The sequence below is a fragment of the Ktedonobacterales bacterium genome, assembly GCA_036557285.1.
Taxonomy (GTDB): domain Bacteria; phylum Chloroflexota; class Ktedonobacteria; order Ktedonobacterales; family DATBGS01; genus DATBHW01.
In genome coordinates, this window is the sequence record DATBHW010000020.1 from 88,353 (window position 1) to 108,293 (window position 19,941).

Sequence of the window (19,941 nt, forward strand, 5' to 3'; positions counted from 1 at the left end):
TATAGCCGCATTGTAGGGCAATGAAATTGATATTTACAAGGAGGTCGCGGGCCAATGCAAACGATCAATTCTGAACAAACAGCCACACCGCTTGCCTATCAACATGGCGTCTATCCCGATGCGCGCGGGCGCTTCGGGCCGTTTGGCGGGCGCTATGTGCCGGAAAGTCTGATGCACGCGCTTGGCGAACTGGAGCAGGCGTATGTGGAGATGCAGGCCGATCCGCGCTTTCACCAGCAGATTGCGGGGCTGATGAAAACGTATGTAGGGCGGCCCACGCCGCTCTATCGCGCCGAACGGCTCGCGGCGAGGCTGGGCATTCCGGTTTATCTGAAGCGCGAAGATCTGGCGCATACCGGCGCGCATAAGATTAATAACGCGCTGGGGCAGGGCTTGCTGGCGCAGCGCATGGGCAAGCGGCGCATCATCGCCGAAACGGGCGCGGGGCAGCATGGCGTGGCGACGGCGACGGTCTGCGCCATGCTGGGGCTGGAGTGTATTGTCTATATGGGCGAGGAGGATATCCACCGCCAATCGCTGAATGTCTTCCGCATGAAGCTGCTGGGCGCGGAGGTGCGCCCGGTGATCTCCGGCAGCAAGACGCTCAAAGATGCGATCAATGAGGCGATTCGTGATTGGGTGACGAACGTCGAGACGACGCATTATCTGATCGGCTCGGTGGTTGGCCCGCATCCCTATCCGCGCCTGGTACGCGATTTCCAGTCGGTGATTGGCGCGGAGGCGCGCGAGCAAATCCTGGCCGCCGAAGGCCGCCTGCCTACTTATGCACTGGCCTGCGTGGGCGGCGGCAGCAACGCGATTGGCCTGTTTTATCCGTTCGCAGGCGATCCGGCAGTGCAGTTGATCGGCGTGGAGGCGGGCGGCAAGGGCGCGGCCCTTGGCGAACACGCGGCGACGCTGGTTGGCGGGCGCGTGGGTGTGCTGCATGGCGCGATGAGCTATCTGTTGCAGGACGACGCCGGGCAGGTGGCGACGACGCACAGCATTTCCGCCGGACTGGATTATCCAGGCGTTGGCCCGGAGCATAGCTATCTGAAGGAAACGGGCCGGGCGGTGTATGTTGCTGTAGATGACGCGGCGGCCTTGCGCGGCTTGCAGGTCTTGAGCCAGACGGAAGGGATTATCCCGGCGCTGGAGTCGGCGCACGCGATTGCCTACGCGCTCCAGATGGCTGAAGAGGGTCGGCTGCGCGCTGGCGAGATGATGCTCATCAATCTGTCCGGGCGCGGCGACAAAGATATGGGTACGGTGGCGGGCGCGCTGGGCGTGACCTTGTAGCTGCGCCTCAATCTGGAAGGAGAGAGATGATGCCGGATGAGAAACTCAATGCGCCTGATGCTGCTGCTGGCGCTGATCTGCCTGCATCGAGCGGGCTGAGGCTGGCGGCTGCGATTGATCGCACGTTTGAGCAAGCAAACGCTGAGGGGCGCATCTGCCTGCTCCCCTATGTGATGGCTGGCTATCCTGACGCGGCGACCAGCGAGGCGCTGGCGCTGGGCCTGGCGCACGCGGGCGCGGATGTGTTGGAACTGGGGATACCGTTTTCTGATCCGCTGGCGGATGGCGCGACGATTCAACACGCCGGGCAGGTGGCCTTGCAGGGCAGCATGACGCCCGCCGGGGCGCTGGAACTGGCGGAAAGGATTCATCGCCAGGTTGCCACGCCGCTGGTGCTGATGGGCTACTATAACCCGATTCTGGCGTTCGGGCTGGAGCATTATTGTGAAGCGGCGGCGCTGGCGGGCGTCTCCGGCCTGATTGTGCCTGATCTGCCGCCAGAAGAGGCTGAGCCGCTGCTGCGCTCGGCCAATCGCGCCGGGATGTGCCTGATCTTTCTGGTGACGCCGACCAGCACGACAGAACGGCTGGCGCAGGTGGCGGCGGCGGTACACAGGCAGAACAGCGGCTTTGTCTATTGCGTTTCCCTCAGCGGCGTGACCGGCGCGCGCGGCGAACTGTCGGCGTATCTGCCGGAGTTTCTGGCGCGGGTGCGCGAGCAGATACGTTTGCCGCTGGCGGTGGGCTTTGGCATCTCCACGCCAGCGCATGTGGCGGCGCTGACCGAGATAGCCGATGGGGTCGTGATCGCCAGCAAGCTGATTGACACGCATGATCGCGCGACGCCAGGCCAGGGGGTGGCCGAGACCATACGCTATTTCGAGACGCTGCGCGCTGCCGCTGTGCGCGCTCATGTGTAGGAAAACCGGGGGCGCTGCCACGCTCTTTGAGGTGGCGGCGCCCTTTCTCTGCAAATCGCTCCCTTCCGCGCTCGCTTTATCGGTCTCGCTATGTTACAATTGAGACAAGGGCCAGGGGAAATAGCATACGCTTCTCTTTTGCCACGATGCTGTGGTACTGCTCTTATCCATTCTCTTTCTCCAACAGCGGGTCCAATGATGGGCGCGCGCCTGCTTCCTCCTGCATGGTCCATATTTTTACGACAGAAGTCATTGGAGCGACACACAGCGATGCCAGGCTGCAATTTCGCCAGGAGGTGTCGTTTTCAGAGACGGAAGGAGCTACATGAGCGGTTATAGTACAATCACCGGCTGGGGCAAGTATGTGCCTGCCAAAGTCCTCTCCAATGCCGACCTGGAGAAGATGGTCGAGACTTCGGATGAGTGGATTGTTTCGCGCACGGGCATTCGAGAGCGGCGCATTGCCGGACCAGAAGAGACGGCCTCGACGATGGGGCTGGCCGCCGCGCGCGACGCGCTGAAGGTAGCCGGGATCGAAGGCAAAGACCTGGGCATGATTATCGTCGCTACGGTCTGCCCGGATTATCACTTCCCCAGTGTGGGCTGCATCGTGCAGGCGCAGCTTGGTGCGCAGTGCGGAGCGTTCGATCTTGAGGCGGCGTGCAGTGGGTTTCTCTATGCCCTTTCGATTGCTCAGCAGTTCACCAGCAGCGGCGCGGCTAAACATGTGCTGGTGATTGGCGTGGAAAAGCTCTCGATGTATGTTGATTATACCGACCGCGCGACCTGTGTCCTCTTTGGGGACGGCGCGGGCGCGGCGGTGGTCAGCGCCAGCGATACTCCTGGCGGCTTCCACTCCTTCACGCTTGGGTCGGATGGCGCGCGTCCCGAACTGCTGTATGTCCCCACTGGCGGCAGCGCCGAGCCGATTACCGAAGAAAGTCTCCGTCAGGGGCGGCACTGCATCAAGATGATCGGGTCTGAGGTCTTCAAGTTTGCTACCCGCGCGATGGACTCCGCGACGGATAAGGTGATCGGCGAAGCGGGCATTACGCCTGACGAGATCGATCTGTTTTTGCCGCATCAGGCGAACCAGCGCATTATCGAGGCGACGGCGAAGCGGCTGGGCCTGCCGTCGGAAAAGGTCTTTCTCAATATTGATCGCTACGGTAATACCTCGGCGGCGTCGATCCCCATTGCGCTGTGCGAGGCGATTGAGCAAGGGAAGGTCTGGCCGGGCGCGAAGGTGGTCTTCGCGGCCTTTGGCGGCGGCCTGACCTGGGGCGCGGCAGCCATGACCTGGACGGCTCCTGTTCCAGGGACGCTGAGCGCGGCTGCATCGCGCAGCAGCGCGGCAGCCAGCAGCCGCTGATAACAGCCGGAGCGTTGGTCCTGTAACGCCGCCTTCCAGGTGGATCGCCGATTGGTCGCCTGGAAGGCGGCGCTGTAATTGGTTATGATGCGTCCGGCCCGTCATGTATCGGCCCGACCCCCTGGATTTTGAGCAGGTAGATGAAGCCATCGAGCGTCTCGCCGCCAGCAACCCGGATGCGCGGAAGCTCATAGGGATGCCGGGCCTTCTGCATGACGGACTCAGCCCCTGGGTCAAGCAGCGCGCCGATATAGCCATCCTGGCGGAGCAGCGAGGTAATGAACTGCTGTCGTTCGAGGCTGCCGTGATGGAACGGTTCGCCGGAGGGATAGCAGAAGAACTGGATGGGGGCGCTAAGCTGTTGTTCCAATGTGGCCTGGGAGTCCAGCAGTTCTGTCCTGGCTGTTTGGGGCGACGCCGAGGCCAGGCTGATGTGATGAATGGTATGGGAGCCGATCTCCATACCTGCTGCGGCCATCTGGCGAATCTGGTCCCAGGTCAGGTAGCGCCCGCCAATCATGCCGGTGATAATGTTCATTTCAGCGACAAAATGATGCTGCTGGAGGATGGGGAAGGCGTCGGTGTAGGTATCCTCGTAGCCATCATCAAAGCTGATGACGATAGGCTGCCTGGGCAGCGGCAGACCATAGTAGAGGCTGTCGAAGATGTCGGTGAGTGTAATGGGATGGTAGTCGTTCTTTGCCAGGTAATTCATCTGAGCCGCGAAGTCGGGCGTTGTGACGGTCAGGCCGAAGTCCAGAGCATTTTTTGTGGGCCTGGCTGAGACGTGGTGGTACATCAGGATCGGAACCCTGGCGCTTGTAGACATGGCTTTCGCTGGCGCCAGGATCGGCGCGTCCTGGTCGAGCGGCCCGGCCAGCAGCACGCGCCAGAGGCCCCTGCTTTTCACTTCGGCAAACGCCAGATGGTTGAAGAGGCAGTTGACCGCGGCTTGCTCTGAAGGCGAACTCAGGATGCCTTTGGACGCGCCGAGGACCAGCGAGACGGGCAGTACAGCCGCGATGTTGTAAAGCCCTGTGGTGTCGGGATCGATCCAGGGGGCGAGGATTTTTGCCTGGCCGATATGGTAGGACAGGCGTGGTAATGACCCGAACTTGCGCGTCAGGAAGCTGACGAAGGCGGCCTCGGAACCCCAGAGCGCCTGAGCATCGGGATGCGTCATATTCCAGAGTCGGTTATCGTTCTGCTGCATGAAGGCGTTCATATACCGCCGGGCGGTCTCGCTGGGATCGGGCACGAGTTTGATGGTCAGCGCCCGGCCAGGAGTGATGGGCTGCGCGTCGTAATTGAGTGCGCTGATTATCAACTGGCTCGAATGGGGGGCGCGCAGTGAAAAATGTCCCTGCGCGTCAGTAGTTGTCTGTGTGTGGAAGCTAGATATTCGTGCCGTAATGGGGAGATCGCTAAGCGGCTGTCCGGTCTGCGCGTCCTCAATGGCGCCATCAACCAGCGCCATTGTCAGGGTGGAGGTGATCTGTGACCGGATGCATGAGATCAGCCCAAACTGTGTCAGGCATATAGCAGCCAGAGCGGAGAGCAAGACGGCGCTGCCAGAGACAAAGATTCGCTGACGCTCAGGGTACCTGGGGGATGGGCGCGATTTCACTGACTGGCTTGCCTTGCCTTGCCGGGTCTCAAGCATGCTCATCTGCTGCCATCCTTGATGGAGTGTTGTGGGCAGCAGCCTGCTGCCCACAGAGAGGATTTTCACAGAGGGAAAACGACTAACCTGATAAAATCAGGTTTCGGGCAGAATTGCATATTTAATGCCACGATGCTGTAATAGTTGCCCAAATGCTTCGTTTAATTGGCGCAGCGGAAATGCGCCGCTTACAAGCTGTTCAACTGGAATCCGGCGCTGCGCGATCAATTGCAGGGCGGTTGAGAAGTAATGCGGGGTATGGTGAAACACGCCCTTGAGGGTGATCTCGTCGTAGTGCAGCGGCTGGGTTGCCAGGGAGATGGTCGTTCCGGCGGCGCAGCCACCAAAGAAGTTGACCAACCCGCCGCGTCTGACCATCCGTGTGGCTGCCTCCCAGAGCGCGGGGTCGCCGACGGCTTCAATGACGACATCAGCGCCGCGCTGCCCATCGGTGAGCGCGCGGACGGCGGCCACTTCGGCTGCGGTGTCTGGAAGCTGATGCGCATCAATGATGGCATCGGCCCCCAGGGCGCGGGCCAGGGCCAGCCGTTCATTGCCACGTCCGCAGAGAATGACACGCGCGCCCTTCATTTTCGCCACTGCCAGCAGGAGCAATCCCAGCGGGCCACCGCCGATAATGGCGACGCTCTCGCCAGGGTGGATGTTGCTCTCCTCGATGCCATGCAGCGCGCAGGCCAGCGGCTCGGCGAGGGCCGCGCTGGTGAACGGGAGATCGGGAGGTAATTCCCAGAGGTTCTGTTCTACAATGCGAGCGGGGACCAGCAGATAGTCGGCATACGCGCCGTTGAGCAAGAGCAGGTCTTCGCAAAGGCTCTGGCGGCCTCGCTGACAGAAGAAGCAGCGGTTGCATGGCGCGGAGTTTGCCACGACGACCCGCATGCCAGGCTGGAATCGCTCCACCTGCGCGCCAACCTCAGCCACCGTTCCGGCGACTTCGTGCCCAAAGAGGGAGGGCAGGGTTTTCATCAAGACCGGATGGCCGCGCTGGTAGGCTTTGAGATCGGTGCCGCAGGTGGTGGCTGCGGCCACTTTGACCAGAGCTTCTCCGGGTCCGGGGTGTGGGGCTTCTATTTCTTCGAGGCGCACGTCCAGCGGGGCATAGAAGCGGGCTGCCAGCATCTTCATAGCTCGCCTCCCTTCGTCTGCTGGCTGCAAACGCGGCCCATTTCTGAGGTTTGCAGCCAGGACTATAGCATAGTGGCCGGGCGAACGTCAATCTCTGCGGGCGGTTCAGGCTAAGCAAGCGTAAGTATGCTCAGCAAGGTCTCGACGCTTCAGGAGACTTATGGTACAATGTGGAGCAAATCTATCTTTCTGCTAAGGAGCGCCTTTGTGTCCACTCTCCTTCTCGCAACCACGAATCCAGGCAAGTTGCGTGAATATCGAGAGATTTTTGCGGAGCTTCCCTTGCGCCTGACTACGCTGGAGGAGCAGGGGATTGATCTGGATGTAGAGGAAACTGGCGCGACCTTTGTCGAGAACGCGCTGCTCAAGGCGCGGGCCTACAGCCAGGCCAGCGGTTTGCTGACCCTGGCGGATGATTCCGGGCTGGAGATTGATGCCCTTGGAGGCGAGCCAGGCGTGCGCTCGGCCCGTTGGCCCACTGCCGATACCTCTTATCCTGAGCGTTTCAGGCTGATTTTCCAGCGCCTCGCCGGTCTGTCTCCTGAACACCGCACCGCGCGTTTTCGCTGTGTGATTGCGCTTGCCCGGCCCGATGGATGGCAAGAGACGGTGGAAGGGGTGGTAGAAGGCGTCATTACCGATGGTCCACGCGGCGAAAACGGCTTTGGTTATGATCCCATTTTCTCGGTGCCTGCGCTTGGTTCTACGACTGCGGAACTCTCCCCCGAAGAAAAACATCGCATCAGCCATCGGGGGCGTGCGGCCAGGGCCGCGCGTGACGTGCTGCTGCGCCTGAATGCGGGGTCCGCTCATCGCTAATACGCCTGGGAAACCCTCTGGAATGAGCGCGGTTGGCCTGAAAAAGCCGATGCCGCGCGGCGCGCCCATCCGTGTCTCTATTGATCTGGAGACGACGGGGCTGCAAGCTGAAACCGACAACATTATCGAGATCGCCGCCGTTAAATTTCGTGGCGCAGAGGTTCTTGGGCGTTTTCAGACGTTTGTTGCCACCAATCGCTCCATCCCCTTTCGCGTGCAGCGTCTGACGGGCATCACCGCGACTGACCTGCAAGATGCCCCACGTTTCGAGGCGGTTGCGCCGTCACTGAGCGCCTTTCTTGGCAAGGCTCCACTGGTGGGGCATAGCGTGCCGTTTGACGCGGCCTTTCTGCGTCGGCGCGGATTGGTTCAGGAAAATCCGCTGATTGATACGTTTGAGTTGGCAACTGTCCTGCTGCCTGCTCTGCCCAGCTATACGCTGGAGCGCGTGGCCGAGGCGCTGGATGTGCAAAGCGATGTTTTTCATCGGGCAATGGCTGATGCGGTGCTGGCGAAAGATGTCTTGCTGGCGCTGCTGGCGCGTATCGAGCAGTTAGAGTCGTCGGTGCTGGAGGAACTGGCGAGGCTGAGCGGACGCCTGAGTTGGCCGCTGCTCTCGCTCTTTGCCGATGAGCGCCGCGCACGTGGCGCGGGGCGTTCCACCTCAAAAGGTGGGGCGTCGGTTGGCGAGCAGTGGGCCGCCAAGCTGGGACTCAACCCACAGGTTTTTGCGCTGGGCATCGCGCGCCCCGCCAGCGTGGCCTCCAATAGCCCTGCTTCCTCCGACCAGCCCTCAGCCCTTCCCAGCCCTGGATTGACCGAGGTTGCGCCTGATGAGCGCGCCAAAAATGAACCTCCGCGCGCTCAGACGGCTCTTGATGCGGCGCTGGCTGGCGCATTTGAGGCGACACGGCCCTTGCTGCTGGAGATCGAGCCGGATGCCGAAAGCCTGTCTTCGAGCTTGTTGAGCGCGATCTGCTGGGCGCAGGAGCAGCGCCGCCCGCTGGTGATTGCGGCGGCCAATGCCGGGACGTGTCGGCGGCTAATGCAAGAAACGCTGCCGACTCTCCAGGCCAACCTGCCCCGGCCACCCAGGGTGGAGTTTCTGGTTGAGCCGGAGAAATATCTATGCCTGCATCGCTGGTTTGGCGGGGGACGCCTGCCGCGCAACGGACGCCTGCCTGCCGATATTACGCGCGGCCTGGCGAAGCTGACCCTCTGGCTGCATTACAGCGCCAGCGGTATCCGCGATGATCTGGTTTTGATGCCCCAGGAGCAGGCGGCCTGGGAGATGGTGCGCGCCGGGCCAGAATATCTGAACGATCTGTCGGGCTGCCACTATGCCCGACATGGCTACTGTTTCTACAAACGCGCCCGCGACGCGGCGGCGACAGCCGATGTGTTGGTGACGACGCATGCCGCGCTGCTGGCCTATCTCTCCAGTGATGCGGCGGTGCTGGCGAAAGCCAACCATCTGCTTATCCTTGACGCGCACCTGCTGGAAGAGGAGGCGCTGCGCCAGGACGGCTATGATCTGAATCAGCCAGGCATTGCCCGGCTGCTGGATGACCTGCTGACCGGGCCAGCCGAAAGCGGCTCAAGTGGGCTGCTGGCGCTGGCAGCGCGCTCGTTGGGACAGGGGCTGGCGGCTGCCGCCGGGCGTGGCGCGCTGCCAGCGGAAGCTCGTCCTGGCTGGTGGTACGGGCCGGTCAACGAGGCCAGGCAGGCGCTGGATCGCTTCTTCAACGCGCTGGCGCTCCTGCTGGCCGAGTATCAGGCGCAGCATCATGGCGGCCCACGCTCCTGGTCAGAAGGAGTCGAGCCATCGCTGCGGCTTCAGCCGAAGATTCGCAACGCTCCGGCCTGGAAAGGCGTTGAGCAGACCTGGGACGAACTAGAAAAGGCGCTGCTGCCGCTCATTTCACGCCTTGAGCGACTGATAACGCTGCTGGGTGGTTCGGTCACTGCGGCGAACGGCCAGCAGCGCGCATCCCATTCTCGTAAAACTTCTCAGGCTTCCAGGCTGGTCGATCTTCAGCAAACGCCTTCTGATGAGTCTATGGCGCTGGCGGAGGAGATCAACGGCGTCTATTTCCGTTTGCGCGAATGGGCCGAACAGGGCAGGCTGGCGATTACTCAGCCGCGCGGCGGAATGGTCTATTGGGTCAGACCGCCACTGCCTCCGCCTCCGCCGCGCGCGGCTTCAGGCATTTCAGCTACCCCGCCTGACGATGCTCCACCAGCGCGGCCCACCTTGCACGCCGCGCCGGTACATGCAGGGCCGCTGCTCCAGCGCACCGTGTTTCGCGCTGATCGCGCGGCGGCGCTGGTGTCTTCGGCGCTGAGGGTAAATGGGGAGTTTGATTATATCGCCGAGCGCCTGGGCCTGGCTGCCGGGCGCGCAACGACACTTTCCGTGGCCCCGGAAAATCAGCCGCACTCGCTGCTCTATCTGCCGGACGATGTCGCTGAACCTAATACCCATCACTATCAGCGCAATCTTGACGCTATGCTGATTCAGCTTGCTACCGCGCTGAATGGCGAGACGGTGGCGCTCTTTGCCTCGCACGCGGCCCTGCGCGCGGGCTATGCTGGCGTGAAAGCGGCGCTGGAGGAGCGCGGGATTCTGGTGCTGGCCCAGGGGATTGATGGCTCGCTGCGCCAGCTCTGGCAGACGTTCCGCTCACAGGAGCGCGTGGCGCTGCTGGGCGCGGTGAACTCCTGGGATACCGTTGAGTTACCAGGAGAGCGTCCGGCCTGCGTGGTGGTCACAAGACTGCCATTTCCGGCGCTCAGCGACCCTCCGCTGGCAGGGCGCGCCGAATTGTATCACGATCAGTTGCACCAGTATGTCATCCCTCAGGCGTCGCTGCGGCTGCGCCAGGCGCTGAACCGGCTCTCGTGGAGCGGCGCGGGCGCGCGAGCGACCAACGGGAGCGAGAGTGCGGGAATCCAGTTCCCGCAAGGGTCGCTCCCCACAGGGGTTCCGCAAGCACCCGCTGCCGCAGGCGCGCGCCGCAACGCGATTGTGTTGTTTGATAAGCGGGTGCAGGCCAAGGATTACGGCGCGGTCTTTTTAAGCTCTATGCCCCACTGCACAGTGCGCCAGGGCAGCGTTTCGGTCCTGCCGGAACATGTGGCGGGCTGGATTCGCGGTGAGAACGGTGAGTGAGTCTGACCTGGAAGCGTCCGAGACGATCAGGGCGCTGGGGGAGTTTGGCCTGATTGCGCGCCTTACGGCGGGGTTGACGACGCGCCCGGATGTGCTGGTGGGTGTCGGCGATGATTGCGCGGCGCTTGATCTAGGGGGCGAACTGGTCTTGCTGGCGACGTGCGACGCGCTGCTGGATGGTGAGCAGTTTCTGCGCCGCGCTGCCACGCCAGAACAGATTGGGCGGCGGGCGATGGCGGTCAACCTGAGCGATATTGCCAGCATGGGTGGCTGGCCGCGCTACGCATTGGTTTCGCTGCTGCTGCCTGCCGATCTGCCCACGACGTTTATGGATGGCGTCTATCGTGGGCTGCGTGCCGAGGCAGAGCAGTATGGCGCGGTGATTGTCGGCGGTAATATCACCGGCTCCTCTACATTTGGCATTGATATGACACTGCTCGGCCAGGCGCGGCGCGGGCAGATGCTCTTGCGCAGCGGCGCGCGCCCCGGCGATGCGCTGCTGATGACGGGGACATTGGGTGAGGCGGCGGCGGGCCTGCATCTGCTGCTGCATCCAGAACTGAAGGTTTCTGATGTTCCCGCGTCGAGCGCGGCGCGGCTGGAAGCAGCCCTGCTTGCGCCCGTTCCGCGTGTGCCGGAGGGCCGTCTGCTGGCGAGGTTGGGCGCGGCGTCGGCGATGATGGACATTAGCGATGGGCTGGCGGCTGATCTGTGGCATCTCTGCGAGCGCAGCGGTGTGGGGGCGTGTCTCGATGGGGCGGCGCTGCCTATCCCTGATGCTGTGCATACGGCTGCTCATTTTGTGGGGCAGAGCGCCCTGGACTGGGGACTTTTTGGCGGCGAAGATTATCAACTGCTCTTTACCGCGCCGCCCGCTGCTGTGGCGCGCATCAGGGACACGCTCTGGATTGCTACCGGCACGCCCGTCACGGTGATTGGCGACATGTTGCCCCCGGAGGCCGGATTAACCCTGCGCGCCCGCGACGGCTCTATCAGGCCGCTGCCCCGGCGCGGCTGGGACCACCTGCGCAGCAGCGCCCGCTCGTAGCGCCAGGCTTCGCCCGCAGCCGCTTGCCTCGGCTATGCCTCTGCACTCTCGGCTGCGCCTCCGTACTGGCGAACGGTTCGCCGCCAGGGACGGCGGCGGTACACGCGCCGCCGCCCCTCTTCAAGCGGATTTGCTATTATTATCAGAAGCAAAAGGCAGGTGAATCAGAATGACCCAGCAGCAAGAGCAACAAAAGAGCGAGCAGCATCCCAGCCGGATTCCTCACTTTGCCAGCCGTGAGGAAGAGGCGGCGTTTTGGGATACGCATGACATCACCGAGTTTGAGGACGAGCTAGAGCCGGTCAAGGTTCGCTTCGGCAAACATCTCTCTGAGGAGGTGAAGAAACCCTGGCATTGATCTTGCTAACGTTGTACCAGTTACGCTATCGGGTTGCCTGTCAGTGCTGGTCCCATCGGCGCCTGTTCCAAGGAGAGTGCGTATATGGTACAGAAGAAAGGGTCGCAGCGGCTCTTTCAGCGGGAGCTTCGCCAGTTGATTGAGGAGTTGACCGAAATGGCGCTGGTGGCCGAAGAGTTGTTCAGCGCCAGCGCACGCGCGCTCGTTGGGCGTGATCGTTATCTGGCGCGCCGGGTTGCCGAGAGCGCGGGGGTTGGTCCTGCTGAGTTTGGCGAGACGGTACACGCGCGCACGCTGGAACTGCTGCAAGAGTGGGCCAACGTGGTTGGCAACGTGCGCAGCCTGATGATGATTCAGCAATCGGCGACGGAGTTGGAGCGCATCGGCGACCATGCCCGGCGAGTCGCCACGCACGCTTTGGCGTTGACTGACGGGGCAGGCCCACACCTGCCCTCGCTTGGGCGCGAGATTGGCGGTGATCTGCTGGCGCTCATTCGCGCTGTGTCGGGTCAGCTTCGCGGCTGCGCCGAGATGCTCGCTGCGCCCGACACTGAAGGCGCGCAGGGGCTTGCGGCGGCTGATGCTGAGGTTGATCGCGTCTATCTGCGGCTGGTAGCGGAACTTCAGGAGGCGATGTCGCATACGCCGGAATGGGCGCTGCTGCTCACGCGCCTGCTCTTTGCGGCGCACGAGATGGAGTGTATCGGCAACCGCGTTGGCAATATCTGCGAGAATATCAGTTATATGCTGGCTTATTGGGAGCCAGCCGCTTCATCGAAGGGCGGCTCGCGCGCGGCAATCTGAGCCAGCAGGAGACCCAGCGCCTTCAGCGCAGCCTCGCGGGTTGGCTGGTCGAGGGTGTGGTCGGCGGCAAACTCGTCTTCGTCAAGAATCTGCCAGGTTCCGTCTGGAGCCACCCAAACATCCAGGAAGAGGTCTTCGGCAGCAACGATGTTTTCACTCATGGTCGCCGGGCGGGTGATATTGCAATACCAGCCCTTGAGCCTGCCGCTGTGAACGGAGTGGATGACGCAGATGTTGTGCCAGCGATCTGTGTAGTGATACTCGGTGAAGTGATCGCCGGTTTCAAAAATGGCGTAGCCCAAATCGCGGGTTGCCCAGGTCCAGGTGGCGTCCAGGACGACACCATTGGGCAGGCGTTCGGCAATTTGGGCTGGGTAGCTGAGGACCACCTGCCCCTGGCTGTTCAATTTCTCGACTTTGATGCTCATGACTGTTTATATGGGCTGGCTTTCCAGCGCCAGGATTTGTTCCTCCAGGCGAAAGATGTGCTGCTGAAGCGCCTGCTTGCGCTGCTGCGGCTGGAGCAGTTGAAGATTCTCCATTTCGCGTAGTTCCAGCTTCAGGCGCTTGAGTTCCAGCTTGAGCGCCTGAAGCTGCTGTTTGCGGGTGGGTGCGCTCGCTGGCGTGGCTGACTGGTCAGGGTGAACCACACTCGCTCCCACGCTCATCGGGGTGGTAGCGCGATTGCCGCTGGTCACGTCCTCGGCCAGCAGGGACGCGCCACATTGACCACAAAAGTGGCTGCCAGCCTGCGCCGCTGTGCCACACTGCGAGCAAAACATGGCCTCTCTCCTCTTATTTGCCGGACTTGCGAGCGCGCTCGCGCTCGCGCAGTTCCACGCGGCGAATCTTGCCGCTGATCGTCTTGGGCAGCTCGGTGACAAATTCGATCTCGCGCGGGTACTTATAGGGCGCGGTGACTTTTTTGACGTACTCTTGCAGCTCTTCGGCCAAGTGGTCCGAGGCGGTGTGGCCGGGGGCCAGGATGACAAACGCCTTGACGATTTCGCCGCGCATTTCGTCGGGGCTGGCGACAACGGCGGACTCGGCTACCGCTGGATGCTCGACCAGCGCGCTTTCCACCTCGAACGGCCCGATGCGATAGCCAGCGGAGATGATGACATCATCGGCGCGGCCCACGAACCAGAAGTAGCCGTCCTCATCTTTATAGGCGCGGTCCCCGGTGATATACCAGTCGCCCTTGAAGGAGCGGGTCATCGCGTCGGGGTTATTCCAATATTCTTGAAAGAGTCCCAGCGGGCGGTTCGGCTTGATCTTGATGGCAATATCCCCCTCTTTGTGAGGTGGCAGTTCGTTGCCCGCGTCGTCAATGACCGAAAGATAAAAGCCGGGCGAGGGCTTGCCCATTGACCCCGGCTTCACCGGCAGCGGCGGGAAGTTGCCGCAAAGCAGCACTGTTTCGGTCTGGCCGTAGCCGTCGCGGATCGTCAGGCCGGTGGCCTCTTGCCAGGTGGCAATGACTTCGGGGTTCAGCGGCTCGCCCGCGCCGACGCAGTGGCGCAGCGCCTTGAGCGGGTAGGCTTTCAGGTCTTCCAGAACGAGCAGGCGATAGACGGTGGGCGGGGCGCAGAAGGTGCTAATAGGGTACTTTGCCAGGAAGGTCAAGGTCTCTTTGGGGTTGAACTTGCCGCGCGCGTCCTGAATGAACATGGAGGCGCCCTGGCTCCAGGGGCCAAACAGGTTGCTCCAGGCGGCTTTGGCCCAGCCCATCTCCGACACGTTCCAGTGCAGATCGTCGGGGCGTAGGTCCAGCCAGTATTTGCCGGTGACGTTGTGTCCGATGCCGTAGGAGGCGTGGGTGTGCAGGACCATCTTGGGATAGCCGACGGTGCCGCTCGTAAAGTAGATCAGGCAGGGGTCGGTGCTTTTCGTTGGCGTCGGCTTGAAGGTGGGTGAACCCTCGGCGACGACCTCGGCGTAGGAGGTCCAGCGTGGCCGGAAGGAGCCGATGATGATCGCGCCGCGTATGGAGGGACATTGGTCGCGCACTTCGTCGTACTTGGGCGCGTTGTCGTGATCGGTGATAATGGCAACAGGTCTGGCGGTTTCGGCGCGAAACTGAATATCTTTGGGTGTCAGCAGGACGGTGCAGGGAATAGGCACAGCGCCCAGCTTCATCAAGCCCAGCACGCTTTCCCACCATTCCACCAGACGCGGCAGCATGACCAGCACCCGGTCGCCTTTCTGGATGCCCAGCTTGCTGAAGGCATCGGCGGCTTGATTGGAGCGCCGGGCAAACTCGGCAAAGGTGACGTGGCGCTCCTGTCCATCGGGGCCGACCCACCACATCGCCTCTTTCTTCGGATCATCGGCCCATTTGCCGACCACATCCACCGCGAAGTTGAACTCGTCGGGCGCTTCCCAGCGAAAATGCTGGCGCTCGGCCTCGTAATCGGTCATGTTGGCTCTGGCAGTTGCCATCTCGTGTTATCCTCCTTCTTACGAATCCGCTGTCTGCTGCGCCGCGTCGTGCGGTCTGTTTCTGTCGTGAAGGGATATACCTAAGTATAGCGTGCCTTCTGCCGCTCGGCAACCGTTTTGTAGAGGGAAGGAGTATGCTATGCCAGGAGCATTGCTGGTTCTGATCTCCGGGCCGCCGGGCGCTGGAAAAACGACGCTGGGAGCGAGGATTGCCAGGGAGCTTGGCGTCCCTTTTTTCAACAAAGATGGCATCAAGGAGCTATTATTCGATACGCTGGGCTGGAAAGATCGGGAGTGGTCCAGGCAGCTTGGGATTGCCAGCACTGTGCTGCTCTTTCATGTGATCGAGCGTCAGCTTGCTGCGGGGTGTTCGCTCGTGGCCGAGAGCGCCTTTCAGATTGAATTTGATGTACCCAGGCTGAAGCGGTTGCAGGAACTGTATCAGTTTCAGACAGTGGAGGCGCATTGTACGGCAGAGACCGACGCGCTGCTGGCGCGCTTTGTCCGGCGCGGTCAATTGGGCGAGCGCCACCCTGGGCATGGAGATCAGACCGAGACGGCGGAACTGCGCGCCAATCTGGAGCGCGGCGTTTATGGACCGCTCAGCCCGCCTGGCGAGGCGCTGATCGTTGATACGACTGACTTTGCCAGCCTTGATGATCGGGGGCTGATGCAGCGCCTTGCTGCGAAAGCTGGCTGGCCGCGCGGATGAGACCTATTTGCTGGCGCCGCCTGCGCCTTCGATGCCTGCGCCGCCATGCTGCGCCAGAATGGCGCGCGCCCGCGCAATGTCGGCGTCAGAGCTGCGTCTGCTGAAGCGCATGCCTATCGCTGCCTGCTGGCGCAGGGTGTCGAGTCGGCGTTTCCACGCGCGCCATTCCAGCGACCCCACGACAATGCCCCCGGCGGCGCCTGCGGCGCCCAGGATGAGCATCCAGAACCAGAGCGGCCCGATATTGGGCGCGTTCAGAAAGAGGGCTACCAGCCAGCCGACCACTACGCCCGCCAGCGCGCCCACCGCAAACTCGGTGGAGACGATGATCCAGATAGCAACGACCTGATCGGAGAGCAGGTCAGCGGTTGGGAGCCTGATCTGCCCATCGGGCGAGATCAGGTGAGCCGATGGGGATGGTTCTTCCGGGCGCAGCAAGATCGCCTGGTCAGGGCCAAAACCAGCGGCGCGCAGGTCGGCGAGCGCCTGACGGGCCTGCGTCTCATCTGGAAAAGCGGCGATCATGTCAAGGCGCTCTCTGGACATCCGCTCTGAGAGATGCCGTTCAGGGCCGTTCATGGGGATGCTCCCTGCCTGAATGCTGGCTGGTGTCGTCAGGGAGGACACTTGCAACTGGCGGGCCAAGAAGGTTTCACGGGCAAGAGGTTCGGGAACAGCAGAATCAGCCTGCCACTGAGAGCGGCGAGAGCGCGCGCAGTTTTTCGATGATGCCGGGGAGCGCCTGAGCGATGGCGTCTACATCATCCTGGGTGTTTTCTTTGCCCAGTGTGAGCCGCAGGCTGCCGTGAGCGAGTTCCGTCGGAATGCCCATTGCCAGCAAGACGTGCGACGGGTCGAGCGAGGCGGAGGTGCAGGCCGAGCCGCTGGAGGCGGCAATGCCCAGCATATCCAGGCTCAGCAAGACCGATTCGCCCTCGATGCGCTCGAAGCAAAAGCTGGCGTTGTTGGGCAGCCGCTCGGTTGGATGGCCGGTGAGATGCGTGCCGGGGATCGTCAGCAGCCGCGCGATCAATTGATCGCGCTGGGCGCGCAGGCGTGTGTTGGTCGTTTCCAGTTCGGCGTAGGCCAGACGCAGGGCTTCGCCAGCGCCGACGATGCCCGGCACGTTTTCGGTGCCAGCGCGGCGGTTGCGCTCCTGCGAGCCGCCCTGCAACTGCGGCAGGATGCGCGTCCCCTGGCGGATGTAAAGGATGCCTACGCCCTTGGGGCCATAGAACTTGTGGGCCGAAAGCGAGAGCATATCCACGCTCAGCCGGTTGACGTTGAGATCGAGCGCGCCGCCCGCCTGCACAGCGTCGGTATGGAAGGGGATGCGCCGCGCCCGGCATATCTGGCCGATCTCGCTGATCGGCTGGATCGTGCCAACCTCGTTGTTGGCGTACATGATCGACACGAGGATGGTCTTATCGGTGATGGCTCGTTCGACAGCGGCAGGAGCGACCCGCCCGTAGCGATCGACTGGGAGATACGTGACCTCGTAGCCGAACTTTTCGAGATACTGGCAGGTATGCAGGATGGCGTGATGCTCGATGGCCGAGGTGATGATATGGTTGCCCTTTTTCTGGTTCGCCTGGGCAGCGCCCTTGACGGCCAGGTTATCGCTCTCGGAGCCGCAGCCGGTGAAGATCAGTTCGGTGGGTCGGCAATCGAGGATCGCGGCGATCTGCTCGCGCGCTTCGTCGAGGGCTTTCTGCGCCGCGCGACCCAGCGCGTAAATGCTGCTGGCGTTGCCATACGCCTGCGAGAAATAGGGCAGCATGGCCTCGACCACACGCGGATCGGTGGGGGTCGTGGCGGCATGGTCAAGATAGGTTATGCGGTCTGAGGCCATTACGGGCGCTTCTTTCTCTTTCAAGCGTATCTATACTACAAAAAGTATAGCATGCGACATGGGGGGTGTCAAAGCGCGGCGGCGAGAGCAAGATGCCGCTCTCATCAGCTTGTCCCTGTGTAGTGGCCCCCACAGAGTTTTGCCCTCTGTCATGCTACATCCATCCCCAGGGAGACACTTCCAGCGTCCCCCTGATAACATTCACCCAGCCTCCTGGCGCCAGGCTATCTGATAGAAAGGGCCATATTCATGTGGAAAGTTTGGAGTCTGTTCATCGGCCTCTTCCTCTGGGCCGCGTTGTGGTTTACCGGGAATGGTTCCTCTGACCTCCTGGCGCTCGCCGCTCTGCTGATTTTTCTGCCGCTGTTCTGGTGGGCGGTGGCGCTCCTGGCAGCCTTCCTGATCTGGATGAAATTTTTCTGATCAGCGCCTCTGCCCCTCCGCTGGAGGCGCCAGCGGGAGGGTAAACCAGAACGTTGCCCCTTGCGCCAGGACGCTCTGGACCCCGACCTGCCCACCATGATGTTCGATGATGGTCTTGCTGAGATAGAGGCCAATCCCCAGCCCGGCGCCTGAGCCGCTCTGGACCTCAATCCCCGGCGCGCGATGAAACCGTTCCCATATGCGCTCTTGTTCCTCTTGCGGCAGCCCTGGCCCCTGGTCGCGTACCCAGACGCGCGCGTGCTGCGACTCTCCCTGCACGCCCAGTTCCACCGGGCGATCTTCCTGGGAGTAACGCAGCGCATTGGTCAGGTAATTGGTGACGACCTGCTCAATCCGGTCAGGGTCGGCGGAGATCAGCGTGGACTCTCCTGCTGGCAGGTGAAGCTGAATGCTGCGCTCCGGCCAGGCTTCGCGCTGCTCCTCGACCACTGCCCGCGCAATAGTTGCCAGATCGGTTGGCTCCAGGTGGAGTTCCAGCCGTCCAGCCCGAATGCGGGAGACATCCAGAAGTTCGTTGATTAATCGCTTTTGCTGCCGGAGCAGCGCCTCGGTCTTCAACAGGTGGGTATCCAGCAGGTGAAATGCCCGCTCCTCTTTAGAGAAGCTGCCTGCCTCATGGAGCTTGAGATGTTGGATGCGCCGCCGCGCCAGTTGGATATGCAGGGTGATGGAGGTCAGGGGGGTTCTCAGTTCGTGGCTTGCCATGCCCAAAAAGGTCTCCATTTGTCGGTTGGCTTCGTGCAGCGCCAGTTCGTTGGCGCGCGTCGCTTCGCGTTCACGCAGCAGCCGTGCATGGTCCAGGAAGACGACGCCCTGGCGAGCCAGCGCCAGCAGCAGCAGCGCCAGCATAACCAGATAGATCGTCAGCGCCCTTACGAATGGTTGTGGCGCGAACAGGAGGTGGGCTTCCAGCCCCAGACTCGCCAGCAGCACTGCCGCGAAGGGCAAAAGAAAACGGATGCTTTCCAGCACATCTTTCCGCTTGAAGCCCACAGCGGCGTGGGTCTCTCTCTGCGCTGTTGTTGTGACCGGCTCGCGCCGGGCAAAGCGAAATTGCATCAGCGCAGCCAGGGGAAGCAGGAGCGAGGCGATCAAAAACAACAGATCGGGAAGACGGCCCGGATCGTTTCTGACATACAGATGCAGCCAGGCTGCCCAGGAATCGGCGATGATCAAGCAGAGGGCAACCAGGATCAGCAGGCTCAGGATGGCGCCGCGCCCGTAGCGGCGTCCTGAGCGCAAGAGCAGCACGCTCAGCACAAAGATGCCAGCGAGGTCTCCAACGGGATAGGCGAGATTGACGGCCTTCCCCAGCCAGGGGGTTGCGCTCCTCATGAAGATTGGGGCCAGGAGTAAATCCCAGGAGAGCGCCGCTGCCGCGCCGATTACGAGGAGAGTATCTAAGGCCAATTTCGCGCGGTTCAGCCTTGAGTGGCGATACACGCGCACGCCGGGCCAGAAGAAGGGGGCCAGAAAAAAACAGGGGAATGTGAGGAGATAGAAGAAATCGGACCACCAGGGAAAAGGCGGCGGGTTCTGAAAGACGAGGTTGGTGAACACTACCAGCAGGGTCTTCCCAATCGCGTAGCCCAGCATCGCTATACTCAACAGCCACCAGGTCAGCGCCTCTGGACGGTGGGCGCGCGTGAGCCACAGACTGAGCAGCAGCAGCAGAAAGACTTCCGGCCAGGCGAGGGACGCGCGGAACCAGCCTGTAACTGTATCTGCCCAACTGGGGGCGAGCAGGATCACCCCCAGTTGGTAAGCGACTAACAGACCGGCCACCAGGAAAACATAGCGCAGCAGTCGATCCTGTCCGCGTAGCTGGCTCTGACCCGGATGTGGCGAGGGCAACTGAGCATCATACGGCATGGCGGTCTCTCTTGCTCA

The 19,941-nt window shown here is 62.1% G+C and carries 18 protein-coding genes; 10 read left to right on the top strand and 8 right to left on the bottom strand.

Going from position 1 to position 19,941, the window contains the following annotated elements:
* Window positions 1-54: 54 nt before the first annotated feature.
* The 3 genes from trpB (at window position 55) to VH599_06810 (ending at window position 3,591) form a co-directional block, all read left to right on the top strand.
* The gene (trpB, locus tag VH599_06800; protein ID HEY7348013.1) at window positions 55-1,299 is read left to right on the top strand and encodes a tryptophan synthase subunit beta; all 1,245 of its coding nucleotides are present in this window, start codon (window positions 55-57) and stop codon (window positions 1,297-1,299) included.
* A gap of 26 nt (window positions 1,300-1,325) precedes the next feature.
* Window positions 1,326-2,219 (top strand): tryptophan synthase subunit alpha, encoded by an 894-nt coding sequence (gene trpA / locus VH599_06805; protein HEY7348014.1) that lies wholly within the window; start codon window positions 1,326-1,328, stop codon window positions 2,217-2,219.
* Window positions 2,220-2,544: 325 nt separating this feature from the next.
* A complete protein-coding gene (locus tag VH599_06810) occupies window positions 2,545-3,591 on the top strand; it encodes a beta-ketoacyl-ACP synthase III (protein HEY7348015.1) in 1,047 nt (348 codons plus the stop codon).
* Between the two features lie 82 nt (window positions 3,592-3,673).
* Here the strand turns inward: VH599_06810 and VH599_06815 are convergent, their stop codons facing one another.
* Both VH599_06815 and VH599_06820 read right to left on the bottom strand, forming a co-directional pair.
* Complete coding sequence (locus VH599_06815) at window positions 3,674-5,260, bottom strand: polysaccharide deacetylase family protein (GenBank protein ID HEY7348016.1); 1,587 nt, start codon at window positions 5,258-5,260, stop codon at window positions 3,674-3,676.
* Window positions 5,261-5,350: 90 nt separating this feature from the next.
* The gene (locus VH599_06820) at window positions 5,351-6,400 is read right to left on the bottom strand and encodes a zinc-binding dehydrogenase (protein HEY7348017.1); all 1,050 of its coding nucleotides are present in this window, start codon (window positions 6,398-6,400) and stop codon (window positions 5,351-5,353) included.
* A 207-nt stretch (window positions 6,401-6,607) separates the two neighbouring features.
* On the opposite strand from VH599_06820, the gene rdgB reads away from it, so the two are divergent.
* From rdgB to VH599_06845, 5 genes are all read left to right on the top strand, one after another.
* Window positions 6,608-7,219 carry an RdgB/HAM1 family non-canonical purine NTP pyrophosphatase gene (gene rdgB, locus VH599_06825; GenBank protein HEY7348018.1) on the top strand — a complete coding sequence of 204 codons (612 nt, stop codon included), beginning with the start codon at window positions 6,608-6,610 and terminating at the stop codon, window positions 7,217-7,219.
* Between the two features lie 22 nt (window positions 7,220-7,241).
* Complete coding sequence (locus VH599_06830) at window positions 7,242-10,391, top strand: exonuclease domain-containing protein (protein HEY7348019.1); 3,150 nt, start codon at window positions 7,242-7,244, stop codon at window positions 10,389-10,391.
* Window positions 10,384-11,439 carry a thiamine-phosphate kinase gene (gene thiL / locus VH599_06835; GenBank protein HEY7348020.1) on the top strand — a complete coding sequence of 352 codons (1,056 nt, stop codon included), beginning with the start codon at window positions 10,384-10,386 and terminating at the stop codon, window positions 11,437-11,439. Before VH599_06830 ends, thiL begins: the two co-directional genes overlap by 8 nt.
* 169 nt (window positions 11,440-11,608) lie before the next feature.
* Complete coding sequence (locus VH599_06840) at window positions 11,609-11,797, top strand: CopG family antitoxin (protein ID HEY7348021.1); 189 nt, start codon at window positions 11,609-11,611, stop codon at window positions 11,795-11,797.
* An 84-nt stretch (window positions 11,798-11,881) separates the two neighbouring features.
* Complete coding sequence (locus VH599_06845) at window positions 11,882-12,601, top strand: PhoU domain-containing protein (protein HEY7348022.1); 720 nt, start codon at window positions 11,882-11,884, stop codon at window positions 12,599-12,601.
* Here the strand turns inward: VH599_06845 and VH599_06850 are convergent.
* The 3 genes from VH599_06850 to VH599_06860 are packed head-to-tail and all read right to left on the bottom strand — an operon-like array spanning window position 12,550 to window position 15,043.
* Entirely contained in the window at window positions 12,550-13,029 is a 480-nt protein-coding gene (locus VH599_06850) for a DUF402 domain-containing protein (GenBank protein ID HEY7348023.1), read from the bottom strand. The two genes, VH599_06845 and VH599_06850, sit on opposite strands and share 52 nt — an antisense overlap.
* Window positions 13,030-13,035: 6 nt before the next feature.
* The gene (locus VH599_06855; protein ID HEY7348024.1) at window positions 13,036-13,383 is read right to left on the bottom strand and encodes a zinc ribbon domain-containing protein; all 348 of its coding nucleotides are present in this window, start codon (window positions 13,381-13,383) and stop codon (window positions 13,036-13,038) included.
* A gap of 13 nt (window positions 13,384-13,396) precedes the next feature.
* The gene (locus tag VH599_06860; GenBank protein HEY7348025.1) at window positions 13,397-15,043 is read right to left on the bottom strand and encodes an AMP-binding protein; all 1,647 of its coding nucleotides are present in this window, start codon (window positions 15,041-15,043) and stop codon (window positions 13,397-13,399) included.
* Window positions 15,044-15,182: 139 nt separating this feature from the next.
* On the opposite strand from VH599_06860, the gene VH599_06865 reads away from it, so the two are divergent.
* Window positions 15,183-15,755, top strand: coding sequence for an AAA family ATPase (locus VH599_06865; protein ID HEY7348026.1), 573 nt, complete (start codon window positions 15,183-15,185; stop codon window positions 15,753-15,755).
* Between the two features lie 3 nt (window positions 15,756-15,758).
* On the opposite strand, the gene VH599_06870 is transcribed toward VH599_06865, so the two are convergent.
* Both VH599_06870 and nifS read right to left on the bottom strand, forming a co-directional pair.
* Window positions 15,759-16,334 carry a hypothetical protein gene (locus VH599_06870; protein HEY7348027.1) on the bottom strand — a complete coding sequence of 192 codons (576 nt, stop codon included), beginning with the start codon at window positions 16,332-16,334 and terminating at the stop codon, window positions 15,759-15,761.
* A 103-nt stretch (window positions 16,335-16,437) separates the two neighbouring features.
* Window positions 16,438-17,607: a cysteine desulfurase NifS gene (nifS, locus tag VH599_06875; protein ID HEY7348028.1), complete on the bottom strand. Its 1,170-nt coding sequence runs from the start codon at window positions 17,605-17,607 to the stop codon at window positions 16,438-16,440.
* Window positions 17,608-17,856: 249 nt separating this feature from the next.
* On the opposite strand from nifS, the gene VH599_06880 reads away from it, so the two are divergent.
* Complete coding sequence (locus VH599_06880) at window positions 17,857-18,030, top strand: hypothetical protein (GenBank protein HEY7348029.1); 174 nt, start codon at window positions 17,857-17,859, stop codon at window positions 18,028-18,030.
* Here the strand turns inward: VH599_06880 and VH599_06885 are convergent, their stop codons facing one another.
* Complete coding sequence (locus tag VH599_06885; protein ID HEY7348030.1) at window positions 18,031-19,923, bottom strand: HAMP domain-containing sensor histidine kinase; 1,893 nt, start codon at window positions 19,921-19,923, stop codon at window positions 18,031-18,033.
* Between the last annotated feature and the right edge of the window lie 18 nt (window positions 19,924-19,941).